Consider the following 14,959-nt stretch of genomic DNA (forward strand, 5'->3'; position numbering starts at 1 on the left):
CCGTCCGTTGCCCCGGCGGGACAACCTCCGGGCGGGCCACCGTTAGCACGTTGATAAGCTATTGGTAATAAAAGGTCATGGATGAGAGACTGGCCTCAATCCGCGAACAGACTAGCGCCATCGCCGGCGAGGTCCTTCCATGCGCATTAGGAGCCTGATCATCGTCAGCATGGTCGGCGCCGCGGCGCTGATCGGACTGGTTGGTGGCGTCGCGGTCTTCACGCAGATGGCGGCGACCAAATATCTGGGGCTGACCGAAGCGACCAATGTCGCGCGCGAGCTCGCCGACACCATCGTCTTCAAACCATCCGCGGGGGCGCCTTCGCTGCTCGAGCAGACCGAGTCGCTCAAGCAGTTCCTGGAACTGCAGTACCGGCGCTCGCAGCGGGATTTCATCGTCGTCGACCGCAACAAGCTTGTCGTTGCCCATGCCGCCGACGAGGAGCACAAGGCCGGCGAAAAATTCGACCACGACCCCGGCAACGAGGTCGGCCAGACCCTGGAGGACGGCGTCCCGCGCAGGTTCGTCGACCCTGGGGAAGCGAACGCCATCCTGGCCGTTCCGATCGAGCAGGGCGAGGACACGATCGTCGGCGCCGTGCTGCTGGAATATGATCCGGTGCTGAACGCCGCCGCACTGCGGACCAATGGCCTGCTCTGGCTGGTTGGTCTCAGCGCGGCGGCCGCCATGCTGGTGGCGGCGGGTTTCGCCTGGCTGCTGCTCAGCCGTTTCGGCTCCGGCCTCAGGGATATGATGCGCGGCATGCAGGCGCTGGCGCAGGGCGACGCCATGATGCGTATCCGCCACGACCGCAAGGACGAGTTCGGACGACTGGCCGACGGCTTCAACACGATGGCCGACCAGCTCGCCTCGGCGCGGGCGCATATCGAAGATATCGTCGAGACGGTGGCAGAGGGCATCGCGGTGCTCGACGGCGACGGCCGCATCGCCAGCGTCAATCCCGCCGCGACGACAATGATCGGCCGGCGGGCCGACAAGATCGTCGGGCTGCAATGGGACGCTGCGCTGAAGCTCCATGACCCGAGAGGCGGCGATTTCGCCGGCGGCACGTCGCCCGTCGAGATGGCCCTGGCCACCGGCCGCCAGCACCAGGGCGAAGTGCGCCTGACCAGACCGGACGGCTCGCAAATGCCTGTCATCGCCAGCTGCAGCCCGCTGAGCCGCTCCGAGGGCGGCCTGGTGCTGACGCTCAACGACATCAGCGAGCTGCGCCGCGCCGAAGGGGTCGTCAACGAGCGCGCCGACCAGCTGGCGGTCCTCAATCGCGAGCTGCACGAGAAGTCGGAGACCACGACGCGGTTGGTCAGGCTCGGCGAATTGCTGCAGGCCTGCGTGACGTTCCCCGAGGCCTTCTCGGTGGTCGGCACAGCGATGACCGAGTTCCTCGGCGGCTTGAGCGGCAGCGTGCATCTGACCAGCGCCTCGCGCAACCTGGTGGAGGAGATGGCGCATTGGGGCGATGTCCGCTCGAGCGTCAACCAGTTCGCGCCAGAGGACTGCTGGGCGCTGCGGCGCGGCCAGGAGCATGTCGCCGGCCCGGGCATGCTGACGCCGCGCTGCGCGCACATCACCGAGAACGGCAAGAAGGGCTATGTCTGCATGCCGCTGGCGGCGCAGGGCGAGACGCTGGGCATCCTGCATCTGTGCGAGCCGAATGCGGCCGAGAAGCCGCAATGGCTGGCCGAGCGGCAGCAGATCCTGCGCGGCGTCGTCGACACGCTGGCGCTGGCGCTGGCCAATCTGCGCCTGCGCGAGACACTGCGGCAGCAATCGATCCGCGATCCGAACACCGGCCTGTTCAACCGCCGCTATCTGGAGGAAACCAGCAGCCGCGAGCTCAGGCGCATGGAGCGCTCGAGCCAGCCGCTGGCGATCATCATGCTCGACGTCGACCACTTCAAGCAGTTCAACGACACGTTCGGCCACGAAGCCGGCGACCTGGTGCTGAAGCAGGTCGCCGCGACCCTGATCGAGCATGCGCGCGACAGCGATGTCGTGTCTCGCTATGGCGGCGAGGAATTCGCCCTGGTCATGCCGGGCTGCTCGCTCGAGGAGGGAGCCGCCCGCGCTGAAACGCTGCGCCAGGCGATCAAGCAGCTGCATCTGGCGCATCGCGGCCGAACGCTCGGCACCGTGACCGCCTCATTCGGCGTCGCCGCCTACCCCGAGCATGGCGCGGGCTGGGCCGAGCTCACCAACGCCGCCGACCACGCGCAATACGATGCCAAGGCGGAAGGGCGCGACCGCGTCGTCGTCGCCAGGAACAATCCGCCGGGCGAGCGTCCGGCGATCCAGTTGGTGCCGGTCACGAAAGCAGGTGCGGAGGCCAAGGGTTAATATGCTTTCACACATCGGCCGACCACCTGTATGCTTAGCGGAAAGCATGGGAGATGGTGATGGGCGCACAATGCTGCGGGGCCGATCACGATAGGCACCCGACCAAGCGGGAAGACGCATCATACAGGCGTGTTCTTTGGGCAGTTCTGGGTATCAACTCAGCAATGTTTGCGGTCGAGATCGGCGCTGGCGTTGCGTCTGGCTCTGCCTCGTTGCAGGCCGATGCCCTCGATTTCCTTGGTGACGCCGGCAACTACGCGATCAGTCTCTTTGTGGTCGGCATGGCGCTTCGCTATCGCGCTCTCGCAGCGCTCGTCAAGGGCGCGACCATGGGACTGTTCGCAGCCTGGGTCATCGGGATAGCGGTTTGGAACACGGTTTACGGGACGCTGCCGGGAGCCTTTACAATTGGTGCAGTCGGCTTTGCGGCCCTGCTTTCGAACGCTGCTTCATTTGGTCTGTTGTGGGCCTACAGGAGCGGCGACGCGAATATGCGCTCTACGTGGATTTGCACCCGCAACGACGTACTCGGCAACCTTGCTGTCCTGGTTGCCGCCGCCGGCGTCTTTGGAACCGGCTCCGGCTGGCCTGACGCAGCTGTCGCTGGCATCATGGCAGCGCTGGCTATTCAAGGTGCAGTCGTTGTCACCAGCCAGTCGCTCGCCGAGTTGAGCAGCCCTCGCCCTATGTCGCCAGCTGAATAGGAACGCTAGCCGAACTTAACGGCCAGACGCGCGGCTGAGATCGTGCGCGCGGCACTTCCTGCCATTCGAAAACTGTGAGTTGACAAGCGCGCCGCTTCCCTTGCCTGCTTACTGGGCAAACTAGGGAGGTGCAGATATGGCCTACTCATATCGGTGCAAGGATTACCCTGGAATGGAAGCCTGTCCAGGATCGTTTACGGCTGAGACTGAGACCGAACTGTGGAAACACATCGAGCTTCACGCCACCATAGCTCATCAGGAGAAGCCTGAGCAGTGGTCGCCGGAAGACCGGCAACAGGTGAAAAAGATCATTCAGGCTGGCTAGCCCTTGGCGGTCTCCTGCATCACGATGGCGACTATCGCGCCGGAGAGAAACGTCAACGCAGCGATCGACGTGATCGCCCATGAGAGCCCGAACCGGTCGGCGATGAGGCCCGCGGAGAGCGCGCCGATTGCGTAGCCGAGGTCGCGCCAGAACCGATAAACGCTGAGCGAGCGGGCGCGCCAGCTTGGATGCGAGGCGTCGGAAACCGCCGCGATCAGACTTGGATAAACCATCGCTGTTCCAAGCCCTAGCAGAAGACTGCCGACGAGCCACCATTCGAACCGGCTTGTGGCCGCGGTGAGAAACAAGCCGCAGGCCTGGATCCACATTCCGGCGACGATCAGGCCTTTGCGGCCCCAACGATCGCTCAACGGGCCGGTGACGATCTGCAGGATTCCCCAGGTCGCGGGATAGATCGCCTTCAGGATGCCGATGCGCTCGATACCAAGTCCGAAGGACGCGAAGAACAGTGGGAAAATACCCCAGCTCATGCCGTCGTTGAGGTTGTTGACGAGGCCGGCTTGCGATGCCGCGAACAGATTGCGATCCTTAAACGAGGTCAGCGCAAAAACCTCGCGGAAGCTGATCGGCGCGGACTGCTGTGCGTGGGCGACTGTTTCCAGCCGAAGGTGGTCGCGCGTGTCGCGGACGAGCAGCACCGACAACACCGTGCCGAAGACGGCATAGCCGATCCCGAGATAGATCGGCACCGGCCGCAATCCGTATTGAGAAGCAAAATAGCCGGTGAGGAACGCCGTCGCGCCGACGGCGAGGTAGCCGGCAAATTCATTGAGGCCGACGGCGAGGCCGCGCGATTTCGGGCCGACGAGATCGACCTTCATGATGACCGTCATCGACCAGGCGAGCCCCTGATTGATGCCGAGCAGCGCATTGGCAGCAATCACCCATCCCCAGCTCGGGGCCCAGATGATCATGAACGGAACCGGCAAGCCGATGAGCCAGCCGAGGACGAGAACGCGCTTGCGCCCCCAGCTGTCCGCCAGTTGGCCCGAGACCAGATTGGCAAGCGCCTTGACCACGCCGAAGCTGACGATGAAGGAGACGACGAGTGTCGTCGAGGTGATGCCGAACTCTTCCGATCCGATGAGCGGCACGACCGTTCGTTCGACCCCGACCATGCCGCCGACAAAGGCATTCACCAGCATGAGCAGGGCAAACTGGCGCCAGTTTTCCTTGAGTCCAAGCCTGACAGTCGAGCCTGCCGAAACTGATGCCCCTTCGTTCATTGCTCAGGCCGCGGCGGCGGCCAGACCGGCATTGGCGGCGCGGTTGCGCGCCGCATCCGGCGGCGGCGGCGGTATGTCTGCTATCATCGTGGCGACGAAAGTGTCCTCGTCATCGATGCGGAACGCCTTGTTGAAGCGCTTCTCGAAGCCAATCGTCGATGTCGGCTTGCCGCTGAGCGAGCGCCCGCAGACCGAGCCGGAGTAGGCGCCGGGCAGCACTTCGACGTGGTCCGGCAGCTGCTTGAGGCGGCGCACGCTCGAAAACAGTGTCCGCGCGCCGTCCTCGGCGCTGGTTGCCAGTTCGGTTCGTCCGAGATCGCCAACCATGAGAGTGTGGCCCGTCAGCACGAACCATGGCTCGGCCGCGCGGGTCCTGTCCGTGACCAGGAGCGAGATGTGCTCCGGCGTATGCCCGGGCGTGTGCATGACGGCCATGGTCACGTTGCCGAGCTCGAGCACGTCGCCGTCCTTGGCGCGCCGAAACGGGAAACCGGCTTCCGCGCCTTCGAAGAGCACGTATTCCGCGCCGGAAGCTGCGGCGAGCGTCCGCCCGGCGGAGATGTGGTCGGCGTGGATGTGCGTATCGACCACGTAGAGGATGCGCATGCCGGTCGCCTCGGCAACGCCAAGATAGGGTGCTATGTCGCCGACCGGATCGACGACGGCGGCGGCCGACTTGCCACCGCATCCGAACAGGTAGGATGCGGCAACGGGATCGGAATGGAGGAATTGGCGGAGGATCATGACTTGCACTCCCTGCCTCGCTCGCGATAACATTCAATCATTCTGCTGAATGTTCTGCCGAGAAAAATCGCATGTCAAGCGTCGGACCGAAACAGGCGATTTTCGCCAGCCTTGCCGAAGTAGCTCAAGCTCTCGGGCATGCGCACAGGCTGGAATTGCTGGAGCACCTCGCCCAGGGTGAACGGAGCGTCGAGGGACTTGCAGCACGGGCGGGCCTCAACTTTGCCAACGCCTCGCGCCACCTTCAGATCCTCCGACGCGCGCGACTTGTCGAGGCGCGGCGGCGCGGCAAGCATGTGCTTTATCGTCTTGCCGGGGATGCCCAGGTGGTTGAATTGATGAAGGCCCTGGGACGCGTCGGCGAGCGGAACGTCGCCGAGGTCAATCGCGTCATGGCCGACTACTTCCACGCACGCGACGCGCTGGAGGCTGTGACGCGCGAAGACCTCGTCTCGAGACTGCATGACGGCCTTGTCACGGTTCTCGACGTCCGGTCGGAGGAAGAGTTTGTGCTCGGACATCTTCCGGGCGCGCTCAACATCCCGCTCGCTGAACTCGAACGCCGGCTGGCGGAGCTTCCCGCCAACAGGGAGGTCATCGCTTATTGCCGTGGTCCGTATTGCGTTCTGTCCTTCGAGGCCGTCGCGTCACTGCGGGCGCGAGGGTATGTCGTTCACCGGCTCGAGGACGGCTACCCGGAATGGAAGGCTGCAGGGCTGCCAATTGAAACGGCAACCTGAATTGACACAGCTGGTGCGATCCCAATGACCCAACTCACAACCACACTTACCTGTCCCCATTGCGGGCATCGGGCTACCGAAACGATGCCGGTCGATGTCTGCCAGTTCTTCTATGAGTGCAAGGGCTGCGGGACCATGCTTCGGCCGAAGGCGGGGGACTGCTGCGTCTTCTGCTCCTATGGCGATGTGCCGTGTCCGCCGGTCCAGGAGGCGGGTGGACGGGCCGGCTCCCTGCGGTAGTGGGGATTGTCACTGGTGACGAAATCGCGCCAGACCAAGCCAAACGGCCTCGCGGCTGCGCTTTGAAGAGCGAAACAGACCGTTGTCGCGGCGCCGGCTTGCGCTTCCGGAATCCCCTGCAGTCTATTTGCGGTTGTGCTAATATACGCTGATCACGCACGTTCGTGCGTGGCCAACATATTGGGAGGATGCGATGAAAACCATGAATCGCAGGTCTGCAATTGCTCTCGGTGTGACGGCCGCCGCGGTATCGCCTTTGTTCACCCTGGCGGCATCTGCAAAGACCAAGAAATACGGCCCGAAGGAAGGCAAGGAGATTGCGCCCGGCGTCAGAGTGGTTGAGGTCGGTACAGGCAATTCCGACATTCCCGCCTACAAGAGCATTTCGATTGTCGACGTGGTCTTTCAGCCTGGAGCACACGCGCCTCAGACCATGATGGACAACGACATGGTATGCACGATTACGTCCGGCGCATTCACCATCAAAAAAGCGGACAAGGAATTCAAGCTCAAGGTGGGCGACATGTACACCTGCTCCAAGGGCAAGACAGACGAGGCGACCAACACCAGCAAGGAGGTCGGTGTGCATCGCATCGCCGTCCTGGTACCTGCCTAGGAAACTGATTGGCACAGGCCTCCTCCGGAACGGCTACGCCGAGACGGGCGCGGAATATTTGGCCTTCAGCCATGTGTTCGACGGTCCGCTGCTGTAGCGGCTGTCGGCGCGCTTCGAGATGATGCCTTCGAGCCCCATCTTGTCGATGGCGCGGATGATTGCTGGCGCGCTGCCTTCGAAATGCTCGCTGTACTTAATCTTGCCGAGGCCGGGCTCGACCAGCTGCCACAGCGCCTGCTTGCGCTGCAGCAGGGGCAAGGAGGCCAGATTGCGACCGTCGAGATGGAGGATGTCGAAAGCGACGAACACCAGCCGGCTCGGCTCGTTCCAGATCGCGGCTTCCAGCGCAGGGCAATCGGGAGCGCCCTGCTCGCCTGGCACAATGACCTCGCCGTCGATAATGGCAGCCCGGCATGGCAGCTCGACTTCCAGCGCGATTGGCCAGTATTTCGTGGTCCAGTCACGACCGTTCTTGCTGTAAAGGCGCACGCCGCCCTTATCTACGATGATCTGCGTCCGGTAGCCGTCGAGATTGACCTCGTGAACCCATCCCTCATCGTCAGGCGGCTGCTCGACCCGAGTCGGGATCTGCGGCGGAATGAACTCCAGCCGGCCGCTGTTGACCTTGGCTCGCTTACTCAATGACGCCACCTTTGACCGCCAAGCGGCGGCTGATCGGCACAGGCAGCCGGACATCCCCCCAACTGGAACGCCTTGCCGCCTGTGCCGAGCCCCCGCTGAGCCACTGTGGCCGAGCCCCCGCTAAGCCATCTCGAACATCTACGAACGGGGCCGGGTTGTCGTTACCTTGGCATCCTAATACTTATCCTGGCGTACATATCTTGCTCGGGTGCAGCGCTCCCGCGCCGTCCCGACTGGCCTGTGCCATCTGGGATTGCCGCTGGCCCAGGCAGTCCCTCGGCTAGTTTCGGGCGACCTGGTTAAGGTGTGCTGGTCTTCCGGTGATGCCGGCCTGACCTGAAGACCTAGTCCATTAAAAGCACCAGGGCCGGATGCAGCTTCTTCAGGTTCGGCAATGATTTCGATTGCCAGGGTATGTCGGGCGTTCCACGCACGACGAGTCGAACATCGGGATGCTTGCGCACCTCGATGGTAAATTTCGCCAGCAGGTTGATGCCGGAAGAGTTGAGGAAGTGAAGGTCCTTCAAATTGAGCGTGATGGAAGCGGGATTTGCGGCAAGGACACTGGTCGCCAAAGCCGTGATGGGCGCACCGGCCTCGGAACTGGCAAGCCGCATTGAACCGTCGAAAAAAATATCGCTTCCTTCAATCCACACGCGGTAGTCGTCGGTCTTGATTTCCATAGCCTGGCTTCGTTTCATCTAGTTGTGAGTCTGCGAGATCGGTATGGAGGCATATGTCTCCAGGCAAATCCGATCGCTTTCGTCGGCGGCGCTGAATATCCAGGCCAGGCGTGCGCCATAATCGCTCATCAACGTCAGCAATCCGAGCCCGGAGCCGCCCACATCGGGGTTCGCAGCATTCGCTTCAATCCGCTGTATCAGCAGGTCTTTGGGGTCGCCAACCGTAATGTCCGCCAGTAGGCTTTGGAACTCGGACACGTTTTGGCCATCGACGTCATTCGACACCTTGAGCTTGAAGCATTCCGAATCCATCGACGCCTCGATCACGATCTCACCAGGTGCGCGGAACTTGACAGCATTTTCGATGAGCTCGTTGACCAGATATCCGATGCTATGGCGCACTTCCATGTAGTCATTGCGAGACGACTGAAAGCGCAAAGCGAAAAGATCAGCGATGAAATCCGATGTCGTAGCGCAATGACGCCAACTCAGGTCGAGAGGTCCGTCGAACAGCCGCACACGACTGACATTCTCCCTCATCCCGATTGCAATGTCAGGAGTACCGAACAGCGCTGTCATTTCCTAGGTGTGCCTTATGATCACGAGGGTGATGTCGTCGTGGATCTTCTGGATTCCGATATGGGCCATCAGATCGTCGATGATGCCGGTCTTGATTTCCTCGGCGCTGCTGCCGTGACGTCTTTGCACGCTCTGGGAGAGGCGCTCGAACCCGAAAAGTCTTTTGTTTTGGTCTTCCGCCTCGGTCACACCGTCGGTGTGCAGCACGATCACGTCGCCGCTCCCGAACCGGATGTCACGCGTGTCTATGAACTGCGAGATGTCACTCTCCAGACCAACCGGCAGACCCAGATCAAGCGTATCGATACGTTCGACTTCCCCATCCGCGCGCACGACGAGAACGTCCTCGTGCTGGCCGGATAGCGTTACCCGCTCATCCTCAAAGTCAAGAAAGGCCAGCGACAGATGCTTGTCGGTGTTCGTCCGCTCGATGTTCTTGTAGATCGCTCTGTTCAGCCGATTCAAAAACTGGTGCGGATCCGCTTCGTTGGTCTCCTGCAGCGCGCGTGCAACGGATTGGACCATCAGCATCAGTACGCCGCTTTCGAGACCATGGCCGGTCACGTCGCCGATGCCGATCTTGACCCGCGATCCGTTGCGCAGGACGTCGTAATAGTCTCCGCCGACCTCGTCGGCCGGCCGCATGTAGGCTGCGATCTCCAGCCCCGGAATCGCTTCGAGTTCGAACGGTTTCGGCAAGACCATCATCTGGATATGCCTGGCAACCGCGAGCTCGGCACCGAGGCGGACGTTCTCGTCCCGCAGCTTTTCGTTGAGTGCGGAAATCTCCAGATTTGCGTCGCCGAGCTCCCTGGTTCGTTCGTCGACGAGTTGCTCGAGGTTTTCCGTGTGGAAGCTGATCTCCTCAGCCATGCGGTTGAAGGCAACCCCGGCCGCTCCAACCTCGTCGCGCGTTGGGATGCTCACGCGCACTGAATAGTCCTTGGACTGGAGCCGCTGGGCGGCGCTGGCAAGCGACCTGAGGCCGGCGGTGATCCGCTTCGAAATCCCCAGCACGGCAGCAAAGACAATCAGAAGCGAAACGACGATCGCGGCGACCTGGAAGAGCAGGATACGATTGGTTGCGCGCGAAATACTCTGTTGCGCAGCGACGAGGGACGCATAGATCTCGCGTTCGGGAACGACGATCCCGACCGACATCGTTTCGGACTTGATCGGTCCCGAACTCCACAGATTGGTCGGCTTCAATCTTTTGAGGACGACAATATAGGGGACGCGTTCGCCCTTGTTGTCGAGCATGATGTGCTGGATGACACCGTCATTGTTCTGGTCGAGAGGCAGCGACGCGATGGCGGGCTGCGTGCTGCCGCGCAGCGACCTCTCCAGGCCGGTGACGCCCTGCGTGCCCGCATCGCTTGATGAAGTCAGGCCGATGATCGCCTGGCCCGACGGATTGATCGCCACCACGTTGCCGGTCGACATTGTGAGGAAGCCGAACCCGGTTTCGGCGATCTTCACACGTTCGACGACTTCCGCGAGCTGATCGAGCGTGATGTCCGCCCCCGCGGTGCCGGCGATACCGGTGCGATCGTGAGTCCACAGCGGGTGGAAAAAGCTGACGATCAGCTTTCCCGTGATTGCATCGGTGTAAGGCGCGGTCTGGGTGATGTCGTCGGGGACCGGACGTGAGGCTGGATCCGTGGCCCATTGCTGCCATGACCCATAGATACCCGGAAAGAAGAACTCCCAGAACTCCGCCTTGTTGTGGCCTGGATAGAGCTTGTCGAAGGTCTGTGCCTGGTCGGTATAGGGCACCGTCCTGAAGATCGGCCGTTCCTTTGGACCAATATAGTACATCTGCAGTTTGGACGCCCCGCTGGCCATGAGGGTCGGCGCGACGAGATCGATCACGGTACTGTCTTCTATTTCCTTCTGGACGCCCGGCAGCGGACTGTGGTCGGCGCCCAATAGGTAGCCCCAGACGCTTACCACGGATGGCGAGCCTGGCAGATTCTGCGCCCAATCGCCCTTAGTGTCGTAGACGATCTTCACGGAGCCCGGCGCCTGATGCGACAGCGTCGCTCCGACCTGCTGCTGCCTCGTCGGGTCGTCGATCTGGGCCTGCAGCACGCCGGCCAGCGCTTTGACGTCCCCATGAACGCGATCGAGCAGCAGGTCGACACTCAACGCCGTCGACTCGGCATAGGAGCGAATGTATTCCTGGTTTGCGGTGGTCAGGCCCTCACCGACTTCCGATGTGGCATCGCGCGACAGCTTTTGAACGTTCCAAAGCGCCAGGCCACCGCTCATCAGGAGGTCGAACAGCACCGCGCCGCCAACGACCAATACGAATTTCGCTCGAAAGGAGCGCAGACCGAAGCGCGGTGTAGGTTCAGCGTCGGCCTTCATTGCGGTCGCCGCCCCGATGCGACCCAGATCGGCCAACCCGCATAACCCTTGGGGTGCAACGCCGCGAAAATGTGGTCCTGGAAGCCCTGCCGGAACCGTGCAACGAACTCCGGTCCGTCGCCGCGCCTGGTCGCCATCTCGCCTGCATAGACATCCGCCCAGGCTACAATGACATCGGCGAAGTCCTGTGGATCGCCGTCCAGGTTGGTGACCATGAAGGTCTCGACACGGATGTCTTCGAATCCGGTTTCGATCAGGTATCGCCTACTTTTGGGCCCAAGCTCGACATCCATCTCGAAATGCCCGAACAGCTTCGCCACCTCGTTGTAGGTCCAACGGATGCTTTCGGCGCGTGGCTCGCCGAGGCAATGCGAATTCTTCTCGTTGGTAATGTAGACCCGCCCGCCTGGCTTGCAAATGCGGTAGAGCTCCTTGAGGATAAGTTCAGGTCGATTGAAGATTTGAAGGGAATGTCGGCAGGTGACCAGGTCGAACTGCGCTTCGTCGAGCAGCATTTCCGACGCATCGCCATAGGTATATTCGATGCCCCGGATATCGAATTCCTGCATCACTTGCCGGGCATAGTTCAGGCTTGATATGGAGTGGTCGAGGGCGACGATCCGCGATGGCTGGAACTCCTTCTGCACGAGCACAGCGAAATCACCGATCCCGCAACAGATGTCGGCCATGACGATCCCGGGCCTCATGCCGTGTCGCGGCAAGATTGCGCGCTCGTGGCGCCAGGTCATCTTTGTCTGTGTGCGCAGGATTGGAACAAACCCGCCTTCCTCAAGGAAGCCCTGCCCCGGATAGAATTGGCTGTCATACTCCTCGACCGTGATGTTCGGTTCGATTTTGCTCAAGCGGCCGAATTTTCGCGAGGTCCATCCGACGACGCTTGACGTGACGACGACGAATTTGAGATCGGGTCGAGCGCGGCAGGCGTCAATGATGATCCTCGCAAAGGCGTAAAATGCAGCGTTGTTCATCTGCGTCAGGCGTCTGACATTGACATAGAAAACGCCGCGCACGCGACCGATCGCATCACGAAGCATTGCCAAGCTCGGCCCAAGCTCATCGATCGCCTGAGGCCGGACCACCCCCGATATGGAGAACTCCTGGTTGTTGGCGTCGTATTGCGCCTTGAAGCGCGGGAGAAGGTTGTAAGGGCTCAATGTTGCAGGCCCTCAAGCGGAAGATCCACGATAAGTGTGATCGCATCGCCGTCGGCTTCCTCGACCCTGAGTGTCGCGTTGTAGTCGACAGCCAATTCCAGCAGGACCACCTCCCGGCTGGGCGCGAGATCCCCAGAAACCGAATTGAGGTATCGCTCCCTGGCCTCGAAGCCAGCGACTTGCGACACCGCTTCCTCGTAGAATTGGCGTTCCTCTGGCACGCAGGGAAATGTCAGCTCGATCCTGTCCGTCGCGCCATGGCGAGACACCCTGCACGCCAGTTCGCCGTCGGCATGGCGCGTACGAAAGGCGATTTCCAGCAATTCGTTGAAGGCTGAGGAAAAGAGATTTGAATGGCGGACCGAGTCTGATCGATTCTGACTGATCATGCGGGCCATATATGTCGAGACGTAGTCGCAGTGTCTCCAGGCGGAGACAAATGTTCTGATTTCCATATCGATCTGGATCATCGGCTCAAAACTCGGCTCGCCAGCCAAGTCATGATGAACAGGTCCCATCGGCGTCCTCCTTATTCCATCCGTATTTGAGCCCTGGTGGCGCGATGACCTCCGAGACGAAATTGACCGCCGCGAGATCAGCCAGTCCCGCATGACGAGAATTGCGCGGTATCTGCCTCGATCGTTTTACCACTCTCAACTTTACAAAGGGTGCAAGGCGCTACACCGCCCGATTTGATCCCTCCATCGCCCGTATCCCCTTCGGCGGAGACCGCCTGATGAAATCGCTGGTTGCCTCGGCACCGAGCGGCCGGCCGAGCAAATTGCCCTGCAGGCAATCGCAATTCTCCTTGATCAACCACCGCGCCTGTGCCGACGTCTCGACCCCCTCGGCGGTGACGCTTATTCCCAGGCCGTGCGCCAGATTGATGATCGATCGCACGATCGTCTGGCCTTTGAGGTCGGTCTCCAGATCCGCAATGAAGTATTGGTCTATTTTCAAAGTGTCGAATGGAAAATTCTTAAGGTAGCTCAATGATGAATAGTACGTTCCAAAATCATCGAGAGAGATTCGTATTCCCAAGACGTTTAGAGTGTTTAGCGTGTCGATATTGTCGATCGTCTTCTCAAGAAGAACCGTCTCGGTTATCTCAAGTTCGAGTCTGTCGGCTCGGATACCAACTTCGTCGATGACCTGAGCGACCGTATCTGTCAGCGAACCGCTAAGGAACTGAGCCGGCGACAGGTTGACTGCGACCGTCAGCGAGGACGGCCAGGTCAATGCCTGGCGACAGGCTTGCTCGAGCACCCATCGTCCAATCTCGTCCATCAGGCCGTCGGCTTCGGCGATCGGTATGAACACGCCGGGCGGAATGATCCCGATCTCGGGGTGCCGCCACCGCAGCAGCGCTTCGAAACCGATCACCGACGAAGGAGGTCGAATGAGCGGCTGATACTCGAGATAAAGCTCGTTCCGCTCCAGCGCGGTTCGAAGGCTGCGCCTCAGGTTTTCGCGTTGCTCGAGCAGGAGCAGCATCGAGCGGTTGAACGTTCGAGCGCAGCCGCGCCCATCTGTCTTGGCTGCATAAAGAGCAATGTCGGCGGCTTTCATCAGCTGCTCGCCGTCGGTCCCGTGCTCCGGCCCGAGAGCAATTCCGATACTCGAGCCGACGAAGACAGGAATGCCGTTGATGACGAACGGCTCCTTGAACGCGTTGACCAGCGATCCGGCGAGGCGCTCGGCTTCCGCGGGCTGCTCCTTGCCCAATTGGATGACAGCGAACTCATCACCGGCATACCGGTAGGCGGATTCGCCGTCCTGCAGCGCGTCACGGATTCGACCTGCCGCGAGTTGAAGAAGCGCGTCACCTGCTCCATGGCCGAGCGTGTCGTTGACCGCTTTGAAATCATCGAGGTCGATTTGCAGCAGGGCGACCTTCGGCTTTGATCCGCCGATGGCCGTCAGTGCTTGCTGCAGCCGTTCGCCGAATCGCCGCCGGTTCTGCAGTCCGGTCAGCACGTCGTGCGTCGCCTGATGGAGCAGAATTACATGCTCCTGCTCATCCGCTGCGCTCCGCCCGCCGCGCTCCCTTGATTCGATGATTCCCGCACCATCTGCAGTGCCGAAGACGAAAACGGACCGGGGCGCCTCGCCCGCCGATCGCGGCAAGTCGATGCTTGCCGGAGAACCACCCTGGAATACCCGAAGAAATTCGTCGCGACAGCTCGCATCGAGGAAGCTCGGGTAGATCTCCCAAATGGCGGCGCCCAGCGCCACCGCGCTTCCGTATATGCCTTTGAGGCTGGCTGCGTAGTGCGTCAGGCGGAAGTCGCGATCATAGAACGACAAGAGTTCGGTCGTGTTCGCCAAAAGGTCAGGGAGAACCGCATCGCCAGCGCGTGGAACATCGCTCGAGGACGGCCCCTCGCTCTCCATACCGACGCCTGATGCCTCTGGCCGCAAGAGCCACCTCCATAGGCGGTGAAATGTCTGCGTCCCCCAGTTTAGAAATAGCATAACCGTCAAGCTTGGCAAAACTTTCAGCTCGTTGTCTTAACAAGCGCCGCATACGGCGCA

At 61.3% G+C, this 14,959-nt stretch carries 15 protein-coding genes; 6 read left to right on the forward strand and 9 right to left on the reverse strand.

Features of this window, described 5'->3' with window-relative positions:
- Positions 1 to 139 precede the first annotated feature (139 nt).
- The 3 genes from JG743_RS21870 (at position 140) to JG743_RS21880 (ending at position 3,388) form a co-directional block, all read left to right on the forward strand.
- A complete protein-coding gene (locus tag JG743_RS21870) occupies positions 140 to 2,359 on the forward strand; it encodes a sensor domain-containing diguanylate cyclase (protein ID WP_202292824.1) in 2,220 nt (739 codons plus the stop codon).
- A 59-nt stretch (positions 2,360 to 2,418) separates the two neighbouring features.
- A complete protein-coding gene (locus tag JG743_RS21875) occupies positions 2,419 to 3,063 on the forward strand; it encodes a cation transporter (protein WP_202292825.1) in 645 nt (214 codons plus the stop codon).
- A gap of 136 nt (positions 3,064 to 3,199) precedes the next feature.
- On the forward strand, positions 3,200 to 3,388 hold the full coding sequence (locus JG743_RS21880) for a DUF1059 domain-containing protein (protein WP_202292826.1): 189 nt from the start codon (positions 3,200 to 3,202) through the stop codon (positions 3,386 to 3,388).
- On the opposite strand, the gene JG743_RS21885 is transcribed toward JG743_RS21880, so the two are convergent.
- A complete protein-coding gene (locus JG743_RS21885) occupies positions 3,385 to 4,635 on the reverse strand; it encodes an MFS transporter (protein ID WP_202292827.1) in 1,251 nt (416 codons plus the stop codon). The genes JG743_RS21880 and JG743_RS21885 overlap by 4 nt on opposite strands.
- A gap of 3 nt (positions 4,636 to 4,638) precedes the next feature.
- The gene (locus JG743_RS21890) at positions 4,639 to 5,379 is read right to left on the reverse strand and encodes an MBL fold metallo-hydrolase (RefSeq protein WP_202292828.1); all 741 of its coding nucleotides are present in this window, start codon (positions 5,377 to 5,379) and stop codon (positions 4,639 to 4,641) included.
- Positions 5,380 to 5,450: 71 nt separating this feature from the next.
- Here JG743_RS21890 and JG743_RS21895 point away from each other — a divergent pair, with 71 nt between their 5' ends.
- From JG743_RS21895 to JG743_RS21900, 3 genes are all read left to right on the forward strand, one after another.
- The gene (locus JG743_RS21895) at positions 5,451 to 6,119 is read left to right on the forward strand and encodes an ArsR/SmtB family transcription factor (RefSeq protein WP_202292829.1); all 669 of its coding nucleotides are present in this window, start codon (positions 5,451 to 5,453) and stop codon (positions 6,117 to 6,119) included.
- A 24-nt stretch (positions 6,120 to 6,143) separates the two neighbouring features.
- Positions 6,144 to 6,359 (forward strand): GDCCVxC domain-containing (seleno)protein, encoded by a 216-nt coding sequence (locus JG743_RS34185; RefSeq protein WP_244672855.1) that lies wholly within the window; start codon positions 6,144 to 6,146, stop codon positions 6,357 to 6,359.
- Positions 6,360 to 6,552: 193 nt separating this feature from the next.
- Positions 6,553 to 6,975 carry a hypothetical protein gene (locus JG743_RS21900; RefSeq protein WP_202292830.1) on the forward strand — a complete coding sequence of 141 codons (423 nt, stop codon included), beginning with the start codon at positions 6,553 to 6,555 and terminating at the stop codon, positions 6,973 to 6,975.
- 33 nt (positions 6,976 to 7,008) lie between these two features.
- Here the strand turns inward: JG743_RS21900 and JG743_RS21905 are convergent, their stop codons facing one another.
- The 7 genes from JG743_RS21905 to JG743_RS21935 all read right to left on the reverse strand — a co-directional run bounded on the left by JG743_RS21905 (position 7,009) and on the right by JG743_RS21935 (position 14,818).
- Entirely contained in the window at positions 7,009 to 7,617 is a 609-nt protein-coding gene (locus JG743_RS21905; protein ID WP_202292831.1) for an ATP-dependent DNA ligase, read from the reverse strand.
- Positions 7,618 to 7,961: 344 nt separating this feature from the next.
- A complete protein-coding gene (locus JG743_RS21910; protein ID WP_202292832.1) occupies positions 7,962 to 8,300 on the reverse strand; it encodes a slr1659 superfamily regulator in 339 nt (112 codons plus the stop codon).
- Between the two features lie 18 nt (positions 8,301 to 8,318).
- Entirely contained in the window at positions 8,319 to 8,879 is a 561-nt protein-coding gene (locus JG743_RS21915) for a slr1658 superfamily regulator (protein ID WP_202292833.1), read from the reverse strand.
- Between the two features lie 3 nt (positions 8,880 to 8,882).
- A complete protein-coding gene (locus JG743_RS21920; RefSeq protein WP_202302820.1) occupies positions 8,883 to 11,249 on the reverse strand; it encodes a SpoIIE family protein phosphatase in 2,367 nt (788 codons plus the stop codon).
- Complete coding sequence (locus tag JG743_RS21925; RefSeq protein ID WP_202292834.1) at positions 11,246 to 12,424, reverse strand: class I SAM-dependent methyltransferase; 1,179 nt, start codon at positions 12,422 to 12,424, stop codon at positions 11,246 to 11,248. The genes JG743_RS21920 and JG743_RS21925 overlap by 4 nt, the downstream gene beginning before the upstream one ends.
- A complete protein-coding gene (locus JG743_RS21930) occupies positions 12,421 to 12,942 on the reverse strand; it encodes a ubiquinone biosynthesis methyltransferase UbiE (protein WP_202292835.1) in 522 nt (173 codons plus the stop codon). The genes JG743_RS21925 and JG743_RS21930 overlap by 4 nt, the downstream gene beginning before the upstream one ends.
- Positions 12,943 to 13,102: 160 nt before the next feature.
- Positions 13,103 to 14,818, reverse strand: coding sequence for a putative bifunctional diguanylate cyclase/phosphodiesterase (locus JG743_RS21935; RefSeq protein WP_244672856.1), 1,716 nt, complete (start codon positions 14,816 to 14,818; stop codon positions 13,103 to 13,105).
- Positions 14,819 to 14,959: the final 141 nt, after the last annotated feature.

Origin of the sequence: Mesorhizobium sp. 131-2-1, assembly GCF_016756535.1 — a bacterium.
Taxonomy (GTDB): domain Bacteria; phylum Pseudomonadota; class Alphaproteobacteria; order Rhizobiales; family Rhizobiaceae; genus Mesorhizobium.